Origin of the sequence: Streptomyces sp. NPDC051662, assembly GCF_040681655.1 — a bacterium.
Classification (GTDB): domain Bacteria; phylum Actinomycetota; class Actinomycetes; order Streptomycetales; family Streptomycetaceae; genus Streptomyces.
Genome location: NZ_JBFAZD010000019.1, coordinates 42476 through 61055, shown reverse-complemented (window position 1 = coordinate 61055; position 18580 = coordinate 42476). Strand labels below are relative to the sequence as shown.

The following is an 18580-nucleotide window of genomic DNA, read 5'->3' as shown; positions in this document are numbered from 1 at the left end:
GGTGACGGTGCCCGGAAACGAAGTCGATCTCGTCGCGCTGCTGCGGGAGTTGCGCCAGGCCGGTGCCGAAGGCCGCCCGGACGCGGGGAGTACGGCCCGGTTCGGCAGACTGATCTGTGACCGGGTCGGCTGTGCCACTCTCTCGTCGGCGTACGAGCACCTGTACGCGCGGTGGCAGAGGCTGCCCGAACACACCCTGGCATCAGGGATGTTCGCGCGCCAACCTTCTGTTCCTCGTACCGATGCTGCGGAGCGGCGGGCCCTGCGTCGCCCCGCACCAGCAAGAAGAACTGGTCCTGGCCGCGGTCGCCCACGGTCCTCAGGACTCGCGGTGGCAGGCCGGGGTTCTCGTCGCCACCGGCGGTTCCGCGTTGGGCGGCCTCGTCAAGGCGGAGCCCGCGCTGAGGGAGAAGGCGCTGGCCAGGCTCGAAGAGGCACGTGGTCTGCTGCCGCCGGACGATCCGGCGCTCGTCGCGGTCGGTGCTTTCCACGCGCTGCTCAGGGCCCAGCTCTCCACGCTCGGCAGCGGCGCGGACGACCTCGACTCCGCAGCCGATGACCTCGCACAGCTTTGTGAATCACCACAGCTGACGGGAGATGAACGAGCGGCACTGTCCGGGCACCTCGCGGGGATCCGCGCACAGCAGGCCGCACGGCGTGAGGATGAGCCCGGGTTGAGGAAGGCCGCCCACCAACTGGACTCCGTGTTATGTCAGTTACCCAAGGATCACGGGGACCGCGCGTACTTCAGCGCCTACGTGGACACCATCCGCAACCATCTGGTGCTGCTGGAGACCCGGCGCGCCGGACGGCTGCCGGGCGCCGACGAGTCCGCGCGCCTCACCACGACACTCGCCGAGGTACGTCGAGCGGCGGCACAACTCCCGGAGGACGCACGCTCCCACCACCTGGGGCTCGCGGGCATGACGCGATTGGGCGCCGCGCTGCTGGGCCAGGACACGAAAGGCACCGCGGAAGGCACCGCGGAAGGACTGGACCTGCTCGAAGACGCATTGGACCTCGTCGACCTCGACGACGAACGCTGGCTGCGGTACGCGTCCACCGTCGGAACGGGCAGGGTCGCCCTGTCCGGACTCTCCGGCGTACCCCTGACTCACGGCACTCGTGCGCACCACCTCGACCAGGGGCATCTCCTGGCTGACGCACACCTGGCGGCTCGCCTCCGGGCCCGAGCACCCGCTCTGGGCCGGGATCGGGGCAACGCTCGCTGCCGCGTACCGTGCGCGCGGCAACTGGTCGCACGACACACGCGTGGCCGGCCGTAACCACGCGGAGGCGGCGCGTGGGTCTCGATGCGCTGGGCGGCACCACCTGGAGTGTGCTGCTCCAGTCCGGGACGCCGCATGCGGCCGATGTCGGCGGCCGGGCGGCCGAGCATGCTCTGGATGTGGCCCGGTGGTGTCTGGCCGACGGGGAGTACGAAGATGCCGCACGAGCGCTGGACGCCGGCCACGGGCTGCTGCTGCACGCTCCCACCGTCATGACCACCGTCCCGGAGATGTTGGTCTCTCTCGGGCATACGGCTCTGGCCGAGGAGTGGAGGGCCCCGGGCCCGGTGCCCCCCGATCCGGGCGCGACGACGATGTCTCTTGCGCCGGGTGGAGTCGAGTTCCCGGGCCCGTCCAGCAGGCTGCGGCGCCGTGTACTGGATGCGTTGGACGACTCGCCGTACCGGCAGTTGCTGTTGGAGACCCCTCGGCCCGACGCGATCGGGGCCGCGCTGCGTGCCATGGGGGCGACCGCTCTCGTCCATCTGGTTCCGGAGGGCGAAGGGGTGGGCGGCTGTGCACTCATTGTCTCCGCCGAAGGCTCGGTGCGGCCGGTCCCGCTGAATGGACTCACCGCGAACGCGGCCCCCGTGACGGAGTACCGGGCGGCCGGCGCCCCAGGCCGCGACATGGGACCAGTGCCCACCGACTCCGCGGAAGCCGACTCCGCCGCGAGCCGGACGCGCGCCGCGCTGGAGCGGCTGTGCGACTGGGCGGGAGAAACGGTGATGAGCCGCCTCCTCGTCGAATTGCCCCGAGGTCTCGGTCGGGTTCCCTGGATCGTCCTCGTGCCGGTGGGCGCGCTCGGCGCCGTGCCGTGGCAGGCGGCTCGTACGACGGGGCCGCGCGGCCCTCGCTACGCGTGCCAGGACGCGCGGATCTCCCCGACACCTTCCGCCAAGTTACTGTGCGAAGTGGCCTCGCGACGGGCTGCCCCTGCGTCGTACCGTCAGCCGTCCCTGGTCGTCGGGAACCCGACCGGCAACCTCATCTACGCGGGTGAGGAAGCGAAGGCGATCCACCGGGTGTGTGCCCTGGCCTGCCACCCGCACTGGTCACTCGGGGGTTCGGCGAAGTACAAGGGTGAGGAAGCCGAAGCTGTCGCGATAGCTGTGCAGCCATTGAGAGCGGTGGGTGGAGGCAGCGGCGAGAACTTCGGCGCTGTCGGGGTCCTCAGGGTGGTCCAGCGCCCACGTCGCCAGGGATCCGGTGTAGCACCACTCGAAGTCGTCGAGTTCCTGACGTGTGCTGATGTGCCCGAAGACAGGGGTCCAGCCGTGGGCGACAACGCGGTCCATGGTGGTCGCCAGGTCCTCGTACTCGCCCAGCATCTCGCGGGCTGCGGTGGTGGGCTCACGCTCCCAATAGGCATCGCCGACCAGGATACGGCCGCCTGGGACGAGGTGCCTGTGGGCAGCATCGAGGGTGGAAAGGAGACCGCCGAAGGCATGAGTGGCACCGACGCTGAGGACTGCGTCGAAGCGCCGGCGGGACGCGAACTCCGTGGCGTCCTGGTGGTGAAGTACGAGCCGTTGTCCGACTCCCAGATCGGCCGCCTCCTTCCGGGCCTTGGCCAGGGCCTGGGCTGAGTTGTCGACGCCCTCGGCGGTCACATCCGGATGAGTGGCCAGAGTCCGTAGGAGCCAAGCCGCCTCGCCGCAGCCGAGGTCGAGCACGCGTTCATCGCCCCGCTCCACGGTTCGATGGAGCAGTCGGCGCACCGACTCATCGTCAAGAGGGCTGTTGATGGGGTGATCAGCGTGTGACAGTCGAGAGATCATTTCGCGGTCCATCAGGCGCAGTCTGACAGCGTCGGACGCTTGTCGCATCTGCTTTACCCCGCCGATGAACGAGTACAAGACGACTGCAACACCTGAGCCATCAGGGCGGAGTCATGTCTCACCGTCAGATCGTGGATCTGAGATCGTGGATCTGAGATCGTGGATCTGAGATCGTGGATCTGAGATCGTGAAGTGGAGTCGGCACAGACCTGGGCTCTGACCAGCGCTGGCCCTGATGCCGGCGTGGTGTCCCAGAGTGCCGCCGTGCGGATCTCTAACCGACCTGGGCGCGTCGGCAGGTTCCGGTGCATACGCGGCCGAGTTGGTCGTCCAGCGCGGCGAGGATCGCCGGATTCGGTGTGCCGTCGGGGTCGATGTGCGTGTGCAGGGCGAGTCCTTCAGCGAACGCGACGATTTGCAGGGCCTGGTCAGCCGCGTCGATCCCCTGCGTGACATCGCCGCATGCCGTGCCGTTTGTGATGGCTTGGGTGACGCGTGAGCGGATGCCCACGAGGGTTTCTCTCTGGACGCTGGCAAGGCGGGCGTTGTGCGCGGCCTGGTCTGCAAAGGCGCGACGGACCAGGAATTCGGCGCGGCGGGCGTCGTCGACCGGTCCGCCGGCACGCCGATGGCACCGGACCTGAAGTTCCGCACCGGGAGCGTCACCAAAATCTTCACCGCAACGGTCGTCCTGCAACTCGTCGCCGAGCACCGGTTGCGACTCGACCACACCGTGCAGAGCCTGCTGCCCGACCAGGTCCGTACCGACAATGCACTGTCCGGTGCGCCCATCACTATCCGCCAGCCGCTCAACCACACGAGCGGGCTGTACGACTACGTTGACGGACTGCTTCCCCACTTCCGCAGGCTTGACCAATACCGGCCTCGCGACCAGCTGATCAGCATCGGTCTTGCCCAACCCCGGTACTTCCCGGCTCCCGGCACCCGATTCCGGTACTCCAACACCAACTACCTGCTGCTCGACCTGATCGTCGAACGGATCACCGACCGCGACCTGCGCACCAACCTTGAACGCCGAGTCTTCGCTCCCCTCGGGCTGCGCGACACTTCGTACCCGCTGGCACAGACCGCCATCGACGGAGCCCATGTACACGGCTACGCCGACGTTTCGCTCCTGCTGCCGAACGCGCCGGACCCAACCCGCTTCGACGTCACCGCGTTCAGCCCTCCGAGGCTGGTGCATCGGGCGCCCTCGTCACGACCGCGGCCGACATCGCACGCTTCTCCCGGGCCCTGCTGCAAGGACGTCTCCTGCCCCCAGTCCTGCTTCACCGGATGCTCACCGACACGGTCCCCCCAACCGGCAGCGCCTCGCCCGCTGTCGGCTACGGCCTGGGTGTCTACGTCTGCACCACCGGCTGCGGCCGTGCGTACGGCCACGGCGGCAGTGCACTCCGATACCTGACCTTCGCCCTCAACAGCCGCGACGGGCACGACCAACTCGTCGCCCACACCAACTGGAACTCGTTCGCTGACACCGGGATCGACGAGGACTTCTGGGCTGCCTTCCAGCGGGGTTACTGCGGAAGGCCTGAGTAGATCAGGCTGCCTTCGGTGCCAGGTAGTGCGGACTGACGTCGCGCGGGCCTGCAACGTGATCCTCGCAGCAGGTGAGCCGTCGTGTCATCAGCGTGATCGCCGCCCACGTGATCAGGGACTCGCTCATCTCGGGCAGGCTACTCGGGGTCGCGACAAGCGCCACCGAGCGCGCATACTCAATTGCAGGGCGGCGCGCGTGCATCATCCAGGCGAGCGACCTCTCGACGCCCCAGCGGCGGGGCAGCACGACGCAGCCGGAGGCGTGAAGCGCCCTTGGAAACTCCTCCGGCGGCACCGGCAGTCTGCCCACGTACGTTCCCGACGGGGACACTGCTGTCGCTGTCATGTCACGTTGAGACAGGCAATTCTCGCAGACTCCTGTTGCGCAGCGACGTAGTCCACTGCAACTTGCCGACAGGGCCGGCCAGCGACAGCTCGGGAAATCGGCGCACCAGACCGGTTACGGCGATCTCGTTCTCCAGGCGTGCGAGGGAAGCACCTGGGCAGTAATGGGGGCCGTGGCCGAAGGCAAGGTGCCCACGAGTGTCGCGCCCGGGGTCGAAGGTCTCGGGCGTGACGAACTGGCCGGGATCGCGATTGGCCGAGGCCCAGGCCAGCCAGACGCGTTCCCCCTCGCAGATGGACGCTTCGCCGATCCGCATGTCCTGGGTGGCGAACCGCCGGACGGCCAGCATCGCCGGGGAGTTCCAGCGCAGCGCCTCTTCCGTGACCTGATCCATGGCCAGCTTCCCACTGCGCACAGCAGCGTGGTGAGCTGGGTGGGAGAGGAGGGCCAGCACGGTAGTGGAGATCAGGCCGGCGGAGTTGTGGTAGCCGCCGAAGAGGAGAAGGAAGGCCATGGCCACCAGCTCTGCCTTGCTCAGGCGGGGGCTGTCCTGGCGAGTGTGTTGGTTGATGAGGGCGGACAGCAGGTCGTCACCGGGAGCATCGCGTTTGCGGTCGATGAGCTCCGTGAGGAAATGGTGCATCTCCCTCATGGCCTTGCGCGACTGCACAGCGGCGTCGGGCGCCGGGCTGAGCAGTGTGTCCGTCCAGTTCCGGAAATCTGGCCGGTCGTTCTCCGGGATGCCGAGCAGGTCGCTGATCACCGTGAGCGACAGGGGCATGGCCAGGTGGGCCACGATGTCCGCGTGACCGCCGCGTGCGGCTATTTGGTCAAGCAGTTGATCAGTGACTGTCTGAATGGACTGTCTGAGTTGCTCGGTTCGTTGTTTTGTGAACGCGCTGTTGACCAGACGGCGGAGCCGGGTGTGGGCCGGGGGGTCGGTGTTGAGCAGATGCGCGTCCAACTCGGGCGGCATCGAGTCACCGTGGCGGCCGACGGTCCGCGCGGGGTCCTTGTTGACCGAGAGCCGCGGGTCCGCTGCTGAAGCGCGTACGTCGTGGTAGCTGGTTACCAGCCAAACCGGTGCTCCGTCCGGGGCAAGAGCCCGCAGGCATGCCGTTGTGCGTAGGGCAGCGTACGAGGCGTGGGGATCAGCCTGGAAGGACTCGTCGAGGATCACGGGGGGCCGGATGCTGGGCATAGGTGTGATTGATTCCTTGATGTGAAGGGCCTGTTCAGACTTGCCCTTTGGGCGGCGGACCGGCATGAGGATGCCGATGCCCGCACCGATGTAAGGGTGGGTAGGCCGTCGGCCGCCGCCTTGTACAGGGCGGGTAGGGCGTGGATACGGACGGCGGTGATGTCCGGGGTGGAGCCCGGCTCGATGTCGGAGACCCGTAGCGGCGTGCCGTCCGCAGCCGGCAGGAACTGGATGTTGCCGGCCGAACGCCTTGTGCTTCTGACTGAACCACAGGTCGTTTCCGTTCTCGCGGATGCCTGCAAGGGACACCTCAACCTCGAAAGGGACCACCGGCTGCGGCGCGGGAGCCAGGGTGGCAGACCCCCGGGCTTCGACCGCGAGGCGTACAAGCAACGCAACGCCGTCGAGCGACGCATCAAGCGCCTGTAGCAGTGGCGCGGCATCGCCACCCGCTACGAGAAGACCGCCAGGATCTACCTGGCCGGACTCCACATCACAGGCATCTTCTTATGGTCGGCCCGGTGATCCAACGTAAGACCCTGGCGGCGGTCAGCTCCCGATTCCGCCGTTGCTGCTGAGTAGTTGCCCGTTGATCCATCCGCCCCGCTCGGAGCAGAGGAATCCGACCAGGTTCGCGCAGTCGCGCGGGACGCCCAGGCGCCCCAGCGGTGTGGCCTCGGTCAGCTGCTCCTTGAGCGCGGTGGGCATCCAGCCGTTGTCCACCGGCCCCGGGTTGATCACGTTCGCGGTCACCCCGAGCCCGGCGAACTCCCGGGCGGTAGCCAGGACGATCCGGTCGAGGGCGCCCTTGCTGGCCCCGTAGGGCAGATTGTGCGCCGTGTGGTCGCTGGTGAGGGCGACGATCCGGCCGCGCCCGGGCGGCCCCGCGAACCGGGACCCGTACTCCTTGATCAGCAGCCAGCTCGCGCGGGTATTCACGGCGAAGTGGCGGTCGAAGCTCTCGACGCTCGTGTCGAGGATCGAGGAATCCACGGACTCGGCATGGCACATCACGAGGGCGTCGACGGGGCGTCCGCCGAAACGTCCGGTGACCGCCTCGAAGAGCTGGGCGGGGGTGTCCGGGGCGGCGAGATCGGCCTCGAATCCGGCGGCCTCGGCGCCCAGGCCGGCGAGTTCGGCGCTCAGCCGGTCCGCCGCGCCCGGGGTCGCGCCCCAGTCCATCCGGGAGTCGTAGGAGGTCAGATAGCTGAAGGCCACGTCCCAGCCGCCGCCCGCGAGTTCGAGGGCGACGGCGTACGCGATGCCCTCGGGGCGACCGGCTCCGGTAACGAGCGCGAGGGGGCGGGCGGGCGGAGTGTTGTGCTGCGGTGAGTTCGTCATCGCACGGCATCCTCGTGCCTCCCGGCGTCCGCCGCATCCGAGTTATGCAGTTGTACGTTCCCCCAGGATCTCCCAGACCGTGGACGGTGCGATCGGATGGCCAAGCCGGTCCAGTTCGCCCTGAATTCTTCGGTGTCCCCACCGGGGATTCTCTCGTCGGCCAGGCGCAGCACCAGCTTCCTGAGCGCGGCCACAGTCGGGGGTCGGCCGGTGCGGCTGCGGCGGGCGGAGTAGTCCCACTTCTTGGCGATCAGCTTGCGGTGCCAGGCCGGCACGGTGCCGGGCGAGAGAGACGTCGCCCAGCGGCTGATCATTCGGACAGGGTCCCCAGCCACCACCGACAACCATGGACACCGCTGATCACCTGCAGCGATGACTCTACGAGCCCCACAGGCCAGGCGGTTATCCTCTCAACCTGGTGATCCACGGCCAACTCTGGAGGGGCGGTGACAGTGAGAGTCACCGGTCAACGGGGCTGGCGAGAATCAGGGGGAGCTTCGCACGTATGCCGATCCCCCTGCTCCCCGAACAGCCCGTCGATGGCGGCGCGCCCCTTGCTTCCGGCTTCCGGTACGAAGTGAACAGAACAACCCGAGGGTGATCGCGGTAGGGGAGCGTGGCAGCACCTGGGAGTCGTCCCTCGGGACCACCGCCCACTGACAGGGCTTCGGTGCCTCAGCGCGCGGCGCGGGTGGCGACCATGTGCGCCGCGCGCTCGGCGATGCCCAGTACGGCCGCGTTGGTGTTGGCCGAGACAATCGAGGGCATCACGGAGGCGTCGGCGATGCTCAGGCCGTCGATACCGTGGACGCGCAGGGCCGTGTCGACCACAGCCTCGTCGTCCGTGCCGATGCGGCAGGTGCCCACCGGGTGGAAGTAGGTGCCGACGGTGTGGCGGATGTACGCACCGCACTCTTCGTCGGTGACAACCTCCTGGCCAGGGATGATCTCGTCGTCACGCCAGGCTGACAAGGCGTCGGCCCGCGCGATGCGCCGTGCTATGCGCAAGGCGGCGACCATACGGGCCAAGTCTTCGCTTTCGGTCAAATAAGCAGGGTCGATAAGAGGGTAGGAGGTGGGGTCCGCGCTGCGCAGGCGCACGCTGCCCCGGCTGGTGGGGGTCGCAAGGCCGAAGAGGATCGAGAAGCCCTCTTGGGCACCTGCCCATCGTGGTTTCAGCGCCACGGGCGTGAAGCTCATCAGGATGTCGGGGTCCCTGTCCCGGCCGGTGCGTGCGAGGAGCATCGCCTGCCGCGAGGGGCCAGGAACCGGGGACTTCTTCACCCCGTAGGAGGTCCAGGCCAGAGGATGGTCGTGCAGGTTGGCGCCAACACCGGGGAGATCGGCACGAACCGGGATCCCTAGCTGTCGCAGATGGTCGGCGGGGCCTATGCCGGAGAGCATGAGAATCTGCGGAGATCCGATGGCTCCCGCGCTCAACACGACTTCCCGCTCGGCGTGGACGGTGCGTGGCTCGCCGTTCAGAACGTACTCGGCACCTCTGCATCGGCCGTTGTCCATGAGGAGGCGCTGCACCTGTGCGTCGGTGACGACGGTGAGATTGGGCCGTGAGAGCACCGGAAACAGATACGCGTCCGCAGCGCTCTGCCTGCGGCCTCGGGCGACATTCCTTTCGGACCAGAACACCCCTTCGGCCTGGGGGGCGTTACCGTCCTCACAGCGCGGGAAGCCCGCGTCGACTGCCGCGTCATGGAGGTCCTGCGCGAGAGGAGTGGCGGCGGGCGGCTCCTCGATGGTCATGGAACCCGCTTGTCCCCGGAAGCGCGGATCCCTGCCTCTCGCCCGCTCGCTGCGCATGAGGAACGGCAGCATTTCCTGGTAGTTCCAGCCAACGGCGCCCTGTTTCTCCCAGGCGTCGTAGCTTGATGCGTGGCCGCGCAGGTGAGTCATGCCGTTGATACTGCTGGAACCGCCCAGTACCCGCCCTCTGGGCCAGGTATGGACAGTGTTTTCGGTACCTGACTGAGGTGTTGTCGTGTAGTTCCAGTCCACGGACGATCCCCAGAGACCGACTGCTGCCTCAGGGTTCGCATCCGACATGATCGCAGGGCCCCCTCTGGCTCCCGCCTCCAGAAGGGCCACACGGGCTTCAGGGTTTTCCGACAGCCGGGCGGCCAGCACTGCGCCGGCCGTTCCGCCGCCGACGATGACGTAATCGTAGATTTGCTCCATAGCCGTCCTCATTCATCTGGAATTTCCTCACGGACTGCCCGGCGGTTTCAGTGACCGATGGGCGATGGAAAAAGGAGACTACCCGCATGAACCGGGTGCCTACCTCCGAGTTCGGGAAGTGGCACGCGAGGGTTCGTTGTCGCAGCCATCATCGCCGGTTGACTGTGCCGAGACCGCCCCGGCCACAATGCAGTTGGTGGGTTGTTGACACAACGAGCTGACCTGGCGGGCTTGAGGGCTTGCAGGAGTTGGCTGACGGTCTGGGGCTGTGGCGTTCGGGGCCGGAGTGTCCGGGATGACCGCGGCCTATGGTCTGTCACATCGCTTCCACGTGACCGTCTTCGAAGCCGGAAACTACTGGGCGGGAACGCGGACACACGCAATGTCCCCGCAAGGGACGGTCAGAGTGTCCCCGTCGATCTGGGCTTCATGACATATCACCCGACGGCGTTCCCGAACCTCTCCCGGATGTTCGACGGGCCCGGTGTTGAGGGTGTTCCCACGGCGCCGAGCCTCGACGTGTCCTGGGCGACGGCGGTGAGGGTGCCAAGTACTGTCTCCAGGTCCTCACCGAGATCCGTAACCGGGGTGTCGAGGATGTGTGCCTGGTCGTCCGCGATGGACTGAAGGGGTTGCCGGACGTCATCGCGGCGGTATGGCCACAGGCGGTCACGCAAACGTGTGCCGTTCACCTGATGCGGGCCTCGTTCCGTTACGCGGCCCGCCAGGACTGGGACAAAGCCGCCAAGGCGCTCAAGCCGATCTGCACCGCACCGACCGCGAGGGCCGCCGAGGACCGCTTCCTGGATTTCCAGAAGGAGTGGGGGCGCCAAATATCCCGCGATCGTGCGGCTTTGGGAGAATTCTTGGGCCGAGTTCGTACACTTCCTTCGGTTCGACACCGAGATCCGCCCCATCGTCTGCACCACGAATGCGATCGAATCGGTCAACGCGCCGATCCGCAAAGCCGTCAGGGCCCGCGAACACTTCCCGAACGAAGCCGCCGCACTGAAGTGCGTCTACATGGCCATCATGAGCCTGGACCTCACCGGCCAGGGCCGCGAACGCTGGGCGAAGCGATGGAAGCCCGCACTTCAGGCATTCGACATCGCCTTCGACAGGAGACTCTCCATCGGCCGTCGGTAACTCCACCGCACGGTTACACCGATGGCTGGACAGACCCAGGTCACAGCGCAACTCCTCGGCCACCGGGCCCAGTCAGCTCCGGCGCGACGACGTCCCCGCCCCGTAAGGCATGGCTCGTCAGGGCCCGAAAACGGGCTTCAATCGGTCCTCGAAATGACGGATACGGGCAACGCCCCGCCTGTTCCCCGCTCGGCGAAATATGCCAACCTATTCAATGCCGAAGCTCCGACCACTCTTTTCCGATCGTCACCGGCAGAGGGGAACGCCCGTTTGTGTGCGGCGATACGGGCCGCCGCTCGGCCCCAGAGGCGCATAAGACACTCTTGTGCCGCGCCGGGACGTGTCCTAAGGTTTTTTACCGATGCCTTCACTGATCCCTTTACCGAGTTGCCCGGAAAATAGGGAAGTGATTCTTTTGGCTGGTGTGGTGCATTCTGCGGCCAAGCTCCGAGTCCACGAAGGGGATCGCGAAGAAATGACCGAAATGATAGGCAGGTCGCTATCTCCGGTCGAGGTGCTCCGCTCGACACCGGAGGAGGACAAGGTTGCTGACTTCAGGTCGAAGATGCGGGCCGCAGGGCAGGAGTGGACCGGTAACGAGCCGGACGAGCTGGTTGAGCTGCTGACCAAGGCGGCGGCAGGTGATCCGAGGCTGGCCGCCATCGCGCGCTCCGGGGGCCGCCTGCTGCAGGACTTCCTCGACGGATACCAGCAAAAGACCACTGCGGATGTTTCGCGTGACCTGGCAGGCGACCTCGCCGACGGTCATCCGCTGCCCGCGGACGTGCTCGAAGGGCTTACACCTCGATACCTGATCGCCGTGGTGAGGCTTGCGGAGCCCAGCCGCGAAGTGGAAGCGTTACGCACGGTGGCGGGGGAGGGCACGCTGCTGACGCACCGGGACGGCAACGTCGTTCTCTTCATCCCGGCAGGCGGTCTGAGCAGCGGCGAACACTCGGTGACGAGGCTGACCCAGTGTCTTGGCGGCAGGGGCTGGCTCGCGACTGCGGAACGGGACAGAGCACGCCTCGTCGATGGGTTCAACGAGGCTTCCTACGTGCTGAGGCTGGTGGTGGCGGGACTGCGCCCGAGCGGTGCCTACACGATCTCGGACGTGTTGGTCGAGTATGCGGTCACGCTGCACGAGAAGGTGCGGACCAACCTGGCCGCGGTGATCAGGCCGCTTCGGGCGCACAAGGTCCTGTGGGAGACGCTGACTGCCTTCGTCGACTCTGACTACAGCAGGAACAAGGCGGCCCGCAGCCTGTTCATCCACCGCAGCACGCTGGACTACCGCCTGAGGCGGATCGGAGAGGTCACCGGCTGCGACCCGACCAGTGGCAGGGGCGCGCAGATGCTGACGGCGGCGCTGATCGCCGAGGCCCTGCATGGATGACCAGGTGTGCGCTGATCTGTGTGCGCTGATCGCCGTGCAGGACGGCGCGTAGCCGGCCGCGCGTCGCTGCTTCCACAGCGGACCCGCAGAGGTCGGACGACGCTCACGACTTGTGCGTGATCGTGTGCGTGCAGATGTAGTGGACAGGACCCGGCGGCGTTCCGTTACCGGATCGCACACTCACGCACCGTGGACAGGTCCGGTCTATGCGGCGGCGTGAAGTGTGGTGGTCCGTGTCGCGGAGTGGCGACGTTCGTATTCGGCTGGGCTGAGTTGACCGTTCGCCGAGTGGCGGCGCCGGGTGTCGTAGAACCCCTCGATACAGGCGAATAGGGCCTTTTCGGCGTGGTGGCGGGTGGGGACAGCGGTTCGGTCGATGAGTTCCGTCTCCATGGAGGCGAAGAAACTTCCGGTGCTGCGGGAGTGAGTTCCTGCCCCTTCCTCCGGAACCTTCCGTCCCAGGATCAGGGAGCCGTCAACCTCGGGCCTGGGCTGTGACCGCAGTCCAACGAGACGGACAGGTTCGCTGCCTGGTGGTGCGGCCTGGGTGACGCCATCCACCTGGCGAGCCGGCCGCTGTGCCGGAGAAGAGGCGTCCGCGAAGCGGGTGCGACTGGTGGCTGATTTTGATGAGTTCTCGGACGGTTCTCCGCGAACTGCGGAAAATCGGAGCTGAGTCACGATGAACCCTGCGCGGGCGCCTAGCATTCGTTCTCCCGAGCGGAGAAACGTGATGGCTGAATGGACTGGTTCGATTGAGTGGATCTAACAGATGGGTTGTGCTCATCGGCTCGTTCGCGGCCTACATGTTCGACGCGCTGGAAATCTTGCTGCTGTCGTACACGTTGCCTGTGATCCGCGCCGATCTGGGACTCACGACGACACAGGGCGGCCTGCTCGCCACGGCGACATTGCTCGGGATCGGGCTGAGCAGCGTAACTGTCGGCTGGCTCGCGGACAACTACGGCCGCAAACGGGCGTTGATGGTTTCGCTCGCGGTGTTCGGCGTGTTCACCGCGGCGATCTTGGTGGTTGATAGCTTCACGATGTTCCTGGTGCTGCGTTTCCTGGCGGGTCTGGGACTCGGAGGGGTCTGGGGAGCGGTGTCGACCTACGTGGTCGAGACGTGGCCGGCCGCGCAACGGGGTCGTGCGGTTGCGTTCGTGCTCAGCTCGTTCCCGATCGGCGGGGTGGTTGCCGCGGTGCTGTCGAGTGCGTTGCTGCCGGACTGGCGCCTGTTGTTTTTCATCGGCGGGGTGGGCGTGGTGATCCCGCTGGTCGTCGTCGGAGTGTTCTTCCGTGAGTCGGCCGAGTGGATTGAGCAGAAGACCACGCCGGTGAAGGTGACGGAGATCTTCGCTCCGGAACTGCGCAAGAACACTCTGCTCGGTGCGACCGTGGCCACGCTCGCGATGTTCGGGGCGTGGGGCGCGTCCACATGGCTGCCGACATACCTGCAGACCGACAAGGGCATCCCGGCCGCGACGGTCGCGGTGTTCATGATGGTGCTCAATCTCGGGATGTTCATCGGCTACAACGTCTTCGGGCTGATCACCGACCGGATCGGCCGCAAGAACGCACTGGTGCTGTCACTGGCCGGTGTGGCGCTGACCTTGCCGCTGTACGTGGTCGCCGCTGACCGCGCGACGTTGCTGTGGCTGGGTCCGATGTTCGCCTTCTTCGCCGCTTACGCGGGCGTGTTCGGTGTGTACATGGGTGAGTTGTTCCCGACCAGGGTGCGGACGACCGGTGCCGGATTCTGCTACAACTTCGGGCGTGGCGTCTCCGCGTTCGCTCCGCTCACGCTGGGTGTGTTGGCTGTCAACGCGGGGTTCGGGGCCGGTCTGCTGGTGTGCGCGGGCTTCATGGCTTGCGCGGCGATCGCCATGACCTTCCTGCCTGACCTGCGCGGCGCGACCCAGCTGCGAGCCTCAGCGGCCCGCAGCTGACAGCCGGCCGTGAGCCCAGCCGGAGGCCGGTGGCGAAACTGGCGCTCGTCGATCTGCCGAACGCCGGCGTCGCGTACGTACAAGCAGTACTGGTGCCTCGTCAGTCAGTTGTTCAACCGGCTTCTTCTCCACTGTGCCGTCCGGTGTGCCGTCCGGGTGGGGGTCGCCCTGCGCGGAACAGATGAGCCGCCACTTCTTGTGGCGGCTCAAGCATCTCACTGCCGGTCCGCCGGATGGTTGTCAGCGGTCCGCCACAGGTAGCTGCGCATCGAGAGCGACGCGGCGCGCATGGCCGCGCGGATGTCGTCGAGGTCTTCGCCGGCGAGCTCGCCACGCGCAGCGGTGAGCGTGGGCAGCATCAGCCTGGCCGCCTCCAGGAGGCACAGCATCGCGTCCAGTTGTGCGCTGGCCGGCAGTCTGCTCAGGTCCTCGTACAGGGTCTGAATCAGGGCATCCGGTTCTGTCGGCGCTGCGGTCTCGGTATCGCGCGCGAAGTTCGTTACGGCCGTTCCTCGAAATTGCTCCGCTGTGGACACAAGGCTGAGTCTCCTACCCGGGGTTGGATGCGCGGGAACTGATGATCTTCATGTCGTGGCTCGTCGGCCAACGCCATTCCTCGGCACACGTCACGAACAAGGCCAGAATTCCTCAAAATTTGGAGGGAATTCCGAGGCGGACGGAAGTTGACGGGTTGCGACGGCGCAACAGTGACAAAGAGTGAGGGAGCCACCTAGGATCTTATTCCAGTACTTCTCGCTCTGTATTTCTCCGGTTACGGTCCTGGCCTGGCCGGCTGTACGGAATGGATGGGTGCCATGGATAATGATCAGCACGGCTACGAGGTGTCCCGGCCGGTCGGCGACTTGGTTCTCAGCTCGGTCCAGGGCAGGATTCTGGAGGGTGTTGCAGCCGGCTTATCCAGCGGGCGACTTTCGAGAGAGTTGCACCTCAGTTCGAAGACCATTGACTATCACGTCCGCGTCATGTCCGACAAGCTGCAGGCGCCGAATCGTGTCTCGTTGGTTTCGAGGGCGTTCGTCCTCCAGATTCTGCGAACAGATTCGTGGCCCCCGCGCATTGCGTGTGAAACTTTGGATTAACGCTCGATGGTTCGCGAGATCGTCATCCGTACGTTCATGCGTGAACTGCATTCTGTGTCATGTTCCCGGACGTTTACTTTATGCCGCTCCTTCTCGTCAGGCCGGAAGTCAGGCGCTGACCGGCCACGAGTGCGCGGGCGACGCCGTACCTGTGACGAGCCGGTCTCCGCGGTCGTCGGCGAGGTCGGACCGGGTGCGGACGGTCACGCCTCGACGTCCACACCCATCTCCTCGGCGATGCGTACGGCCTCGGCCAGGAGGGTCTCCACGATCTGTGACTCGGGGACCGTGCGGATCACCTTGCCCTTGACGAAGATCTGGCCCTTGCCGTTGCCGGCGGCGACACCGATGTCGGCCTCGCGCGCCTCGCCGGGCCCGTTGACGACACAGCCCATCACCGCCACCCGCAACGGCACCGGGAACCCCTCAAGTGCCGCGGTGACCCGCTCGGCGAGGGTGTGCACATCGACCTGGGCCCGGCCGCAGGACGGGCACGACACGATGTCCAGTCCCCGTGGCCGCAACCCAAGCGACTCCAGGATCTGCGCGCCGACCTTGACCTCCTCGACCGGTGGTGCGGAGAGCGAGACGCGGATGGTGTCGCCGATGCCCTCCGCGAGCAGCGCGCCGAACGCGACCGCGGACTTGATGGTGCCCTGGAACCGGGGGCCTGCCTCGGTCACGCCGAGGTGCAGCGGGTAGTCGCACCGGCCGGCGAGCTTGCGGTACGACTCGATCATCACCACCGGGTCGTGATGTTTGACCGAGATCTTCAGGTCGGTGTAGCCGTGCTCCTCGAACAACGAACACTCCCACAACGCCGACTCCACCAGCGCCTCCGGGGTGACCCCGCCGTGCTTGTCCAGCAACCGCTTGTCCAGCGACCCGGCGTTCACACCGATCCGGATCGACACGCCCGCGTCCTTGGCGGCGCGGGCGATCGCGCCGACCTGGTTGTCGAACTGGCGGATGTTGCCGGGGTTGACCCGCACCGCGGCGCAGCCGGCGTCGATCGCGGCGAACACGTACTTGGGCTGGAAGTGGATGTCGGCGATCACCGGGATCCCCGACTTGCGTGCGATCGTCGGCAGCGCGGCCGCGTCGTCCGCCGACGGCACAGCGACTCGCACGATTTCGCAGCCGGCCGCGGTGAGTTCGGCGATCTGCTGCAAAGTGGCGTCGATGTCCGCGGTGGGCGTGGTGGTCATCGACTGCACCGACACCGGCGCGTCGCCGCCGACCGGCACCGTACCCACCATGATCCGGCGGGAGGTCCGCCGCGTGGCCACCGCGAGCGTGGCCTCCTCCTTTCGTGGCGAGGGCATTCCCAGAGCGACGGTCGTCATCGTTCCTCCCCTGTGTGAACCGGCCAAGTGTCGGGGGCCTCGATGCCTGCCGGTGCGGTGTCGAGGCCGGTCAGCTGTTCCGCCACGGCTCTGGTGATGTTCTGCGCGGTCAGCCCGCAGGCGGCGAGCACCTCGGCCCTGGACCCGTGGCTGAGGAACCGCCTCGGGATGCCGAACTCGCGCAGCGGGGTGTGCACATCGGCGTCCCGCAGCGTCTGCGCGATCGCGGAACCGACGCCGCCTGCGCGGCTGTTGTCCTCGACCGTGATCGCGAGCCGGTGGCGGCGGGCCAGGTCTGCCAGCGCGGTGTTGACCGGGGTGACCCATTTCGGGTCCACCACCGTCACCCCGATGCCCTGGGCCCGCACACCGTCGGCGACGGTGAGCGCGACCCCGGCCAGTGCGCCTACCGCGATGATCAGCACGTCCAGCCGGCCGGAGCGGCGCAGCACGTCAATCCCGTTGAACGTGGCGATGGCGGGCAGGTCCTCACCGGCGGGGCCTTTGGGGAACCGCAGCAGTGTCGGACCTTCGCACCACGCCACCGCCTCGGCCAGCAGTTCGGCCAGCCGGGTGCCGTCCCGCGGCGCCGCGATCCGCAGCCCCGGCACCACCTGCAGCACCGACAGGTCCCACATGCCGTTGTGGCTCGGCCCGTCGTCCCCGGTCACCCCGGACCGGTCGAGGACGAACGTCACCGGGCGGCGGTGCAGCGCGACGTCCATGAGCAGTTGGTCGAGCGCGCGGTTGACGAACGTGGAGTAGATGGCCACCACCGGGTGCACGCCGCCCATGGACAAGCCGGCGGCCATCGTCACCGCGTGCTGCTCGGCGATGCCGACGTCGATCACCCGGTGCGGAAACCTGCGCTGGAGCGGCAGGAGCCCGGTCGGCTCGGTCATCGCGGCCGTGATCGCCACCAGGTCGTCGCGCTGCTCGGCCAGTTCGGCCAGCTTCTCGCCGAACACCGACGTGAACGACGGGGGCGACGCCTTCAGCGCCTGCCCGGTATGCGGGTCCATCGGTTTGACGGCGTGGCCGAGGTCGAGGTCGTTGGTCTCGGTGTGCCGGTATCCCTTGCCCTTGGCGGTGATCACATGCACCACCACCGGCCCGCCCAATGCGACCGCGTGGCGCAGGGAGTCCTGGACGGCGGAGAGGTCGTGACCGTCGACGGGGCCGAGGTAGCCGAGCCCGAGTTGTTCGAACACGCCCGGCCCGCGCCCGGCACGCAGGTCGGCCAGGTGCTCGGCCAGCCCGCCGACGGTGGGCGCGTAGGAGCGTTGGTTGTCGTTGAGTACGATGACGAGCGGCCGCTCCCGCCCGCCCGCGATGTTGTTGAGCGCCTCCCAGGCCATGCCGCCGGTCATCGCGCCGTCGCCGATGATCGCGACGGTCGCCCGGTCGCGTCGGCCGAGGTGGGCATCCGCCCTGGCCAGCCCGTCCGCATAGGACAGCGCGGTGGACGCGTGCGAGTTCTCCACCAGGTCGTGCTCGGACTCCTCCCGGCTCGGGTAGCCGGAGATCCCGCCCGACTTGCGCAGCCGGTCGAACCCGGCCTGGCGGCCGGTGAGGATCTTGTGCACATAGGACTGGTGCCCGGTGTCCCACAGCAACCGGTCCCGCGGCGACTCGAACACCGTGTGCAACGCGATGGTCAGCTCCACCACACCCAGGTTGGGCCCGAGGTGTCCCCCGGTCGCGGAGACCCGCTCGACCAGGAACGCGCGGATCTCCCCGGCGAGATCGCGGAGCTCCCCGGCGGTCAGCTCACGCAGTCGCGCCGGGTCGTGCACGGTTTCCAGCAGCGCCATGTCGAACAGTGCTCCTCACCGGGCGTGGTGGGCGGCCGCGGCCGCCCTCTCGGTCAGTTCGGGCCGACGGCCAGGCGCGATGCCGGTTCGGCCGACGGCCTCGTGTGCCGGCTGACAC

Annotated in this window: 14 protein-coding genes and 7 pseudogenes; 10 read left to right on the top strand and 11 right to left on the bottom strand. The window is 67.3% G+C overall.

Annotated elements, in window-relative coordinates; all coding sequences use genetic code 11:
- Positions 1–242: 242 nt before the first annotated feature.
- Both AB0M67_RS28090 and AB0M67_RS28085 read left to right on the top strand, forming a co-directional pair.
- Positions 243–1286 carry a hypothetical protein gene (locus tag AB0M67_RS28090; RefSeq protein ID WP_365749864.1) on the top strand — a complete coding sequence of 348 codons (1044 nt, stop codon included), beginning with the start codon at positions 243–245 and terminating at the stop codon, positions 1284–1286.
- 215 nt (positions 1287–1501) lie between these two features.
- Positions 1502–2290: pseudogene (locus tag AB0M67_RS28085) on the top strand (CHAT domain-containing protein); the annotation flags it as partial.
- Positions 2291–2344: 54 nt separating this feature from the next.
- On the opposite strand, the gene AB0M67_RS28080 reads toward AB0M67_RS28085, so the two are convergent.
- Together AB0M67_RS28080 and AB0M67_RS28075 are read right to left on the bottom strand one after the other, a co-directional pair.
- Entirely contained in the window at positions 2345–3082 is a 738-nt protein-coding gene (locus AB0M67_RS28080) for a class I SAM-dependent methyltransferase (RefSeq protein ID WP_365750049.1), read from the bottom strand.
- 262 nt (positions 3083–3344) lie between these two features.
- The gene (locus tag AB0M67_RS28075) at positions 3345–3782 is read right to left on the bottom strand and encodes a TetR family transcriptional regulator C-terminal domain-containing protein (RefSeq protein ID WP_365749862.1); all 438 of its coding nucleotides are present in this window, start codon (positions 3780–3782) and stop codon (positions 3345–3347) included.
- On the opposite strand from AB0M67_RS28075, the pseudogene AB0M67_RS28070 reads away from it, so the two are divergent.
- Both AB0M67_RS28070 and AB0M67_RS28065 read left to right on the top strand, forming a co-directional pair.
- Positions 3699–4130: pseudogene (locus AB0M67_RS28070) on the top strand (serine hydrolase domain-containing protein); the annotation flags it as partial. The gene AB0M67_RS28075 and the pseudogene AB0M67_RS28070 overlap by 84 nt on opposite strands.
- A 146-nt stretch (positions 4131–4276) precedes the next feature.
- Positions 4277–4630 (top strand): annotated as a pseudogene (locus AB0M67_RS28065) (serine hydrolase); the annotation flags it as partial.
- A gap of 70 nt (positions 4631–4700) precedes the next feature.
- On the opposite strand, the pseudogene AB0M67_RS28060 reads toward AB0M67_RS28065, so the two are convergent.
- A pseudogene (locus AB0M67_RS28060) lies at positions 4701–4889 on the bottom strand (hypothetical protein); the annotation flags it as partial.
- A gap of 88 nt (positions 4890–4977) precedes the next feature.
- A complete protein-coding gene (locus AB0M67_RS28055) occupies positions 4978–6156 on the bottom strand; it encodes a cytochrome P450 (RefSeq protein ID WP_365749860.1) in 1179 nt (392 codons plus the stop codon).
- Positions 6157–6516: 360 nt separating this feature from the next.
- Between AB0M67_RS28055 and AB0M67_RS28050 the strand changes: the two are divergent.
- Positions 6517–6702: pseudogene (locus AB0M67_RS28050) on the top strand (transposase); the annotation flags it as partial.
- Between the two features lie 24 nt (positions 6703–6726).
- Here the strand turns inward: AB0M67_RS28050 and AB0M67_RS28045 are convergent.
- The 3 genes and pseudogenes from AB0M67_RS28045 to AB0M67_RS28035 form a co-directional block, all read right to left on the bottom strand.
- Positions 6727–7518, bottom strand: a complete 792-nt coding sequence (locus AB0M67_RS28045; protein ID WP_365749858.1) for an SDR family oxidoreductase — start codon at positions 7516–7518, stop codon at positions 6727–6729.
- A 63-nt stretch (positions 7519–7581) separates the two neighbouring features.
- Positions 7582–7832: pseudogene (locus AB0M67_RS28040) on the bottom strand (helix-turn-helix domain-containing protein); the annotation flags it as partial.
- Between the two features lie 361 nt (positions 7833–8193).
- Complete coding sequence (locus AB0M67_RS28035; protein WP_365749857.1) at positions 8194–9711, bottom strand: GMC family oxidoreductase N-terminal domain-containing protein; 1518 nt, start codon at positions 9709–9711, stop codon at positions 8194–8196.
- A 268-nt stretch (positions 9712–9979) separates the two neighbouring features.
- On the opposite strand from AB0M67_RS28035, the gene AB0M67_RS28030 reads away from it, so the two are divergent.
- The 3 genes and pseudogenes from AB0M67_RS28030 (at position 9980) to AB0M67_RS28020 (ending at position 12253) form a co-directional block, all read left to right on the top strand.
- Entirely contained in the window at positions 9980–10144 is a 165-nt protein-coding gene (locus AB0M67_RS28030) for an NAD(P)-binding protein (protein WP_365749856.1), read from the top strand.
- Between the two features lie 94 nt (positions 10145–10238).
- A pseudogene (locus AB0M67_RS28025) lies at positions 10239–10857 on the top strand (transposase); the annotation flags it as partial.
- A gap of 361 nt (positions 10858–11218) precedes the next feature.
- The gene (locus AB0M67_RS28020) at positions 11219–12253 is read left to right on the top strand and encodes a helix-turn-helix domain-containing protein (RefSeq protein WP_365749854.1); all 1035 of its coding nucleotides are present in this window, start codon (positions 11219–11221) and stop codon (positions 12251–12253) included.
- Between the two features lie 204 nt (positions 12254–12457).
- On the opposite strand, the gene AB0M67_RS28015 is transcribed toward AB0M67_RS28020, so the two are convergent.
- Positions 12458–12961, bottom strand: coding sequence for an IS3 family transposase (locus AB0M67_RS28015; RefSeq protein WP_365749852.1), 504 nt, complete (start codon positions 12959–12961; stop codon positions 12458–12460).
- A gap of 71 nt (positions 12962–13032) precedes the next feature.
- On the opposite strand from AB0M67_RS28015, the gene AB0M67_RS28010 reads away from it, so the two are divergent.
- Entirely contained in the window at positions 13033–14202 is a 1170-nt protein-coding gene (locus AB0M67_RS28010) for an MFS transporter (RefSeq protein ID WP_365749850.1), read from the top strand.
- Between the two features lie 215 nt (positions 14203–14417).
- Here AB0M67_RS28010 and AB0M67_RS28005 read toward each other — a convergent pair whose 3' ends face one another.
- Positions 14418–14738 carry a hypothetical protein gene (locus tag AB0M67_RS28005; RefSeq protein ID WP_365749849.1) on the bottom strand — a complete coding sequence of 107 codons (321 nt, stop codon included), beginning with the start codon at positions 14736–14738 and terminating at the stop codon, positions 14418–14420.
- Positions 14739–15008: 270 nt separating this feature from the next.
- Here AB0M67_RS28005 and AB0M67_RS28000 point away from each other — a divergent pair, with 270 nt between their 5' ends.
- A complete protein-coding gene (locus AB0M67_RS28000; protein ID WP_365749848.1) occupies positions 15009–15302 on the top strand; it encodes a LuxR C-terminal-related transcriptional regulator in 294 nt (97 codons plus the stop codon).
- 203 nt (positions 15303–15505) lie between these two features.
- Here AB0M67_RS28000 and ispG read toward each other — a convergent pair whose 3' ends face one another.
- Both ispG and AB0M67_RS27990 read right to left on the bottom strand, forming a co-directional pair.
- On the bottom strand, positions 15506–16648 hold the full coding sequence (gene ispG / locus AB0M67_RS27995) for a flavodoxin-dependent (E)-4-hydroxy-3-methylbut-2-enyl-diphosphate synthase (RefSeq protein ID WP_365749846.1): 1143 nt from the start codon (positions 16646–16648) through the stop codon (positions 15506–15508).
- The gene (locus AB0M67_RS27990; RefSeq protein ID WP_365749844.1) at positions 16645–18462 is read right to left on the bottom strand and encodes a 1-deoxy-D-xylulose-5-phosphate synthase; all 1818 of its coding nucleotides are present in this window, start codon (positions 18460–18462) and stop codon (positions 16645–16647) included. The genes ispG and AB0M67_RS27990 overlap by 4 nt, the downstream gene beginning before the upstream one ends.
- Between the last annotated feature and the right edge of the window lie 118 nt (positions 18463–18580).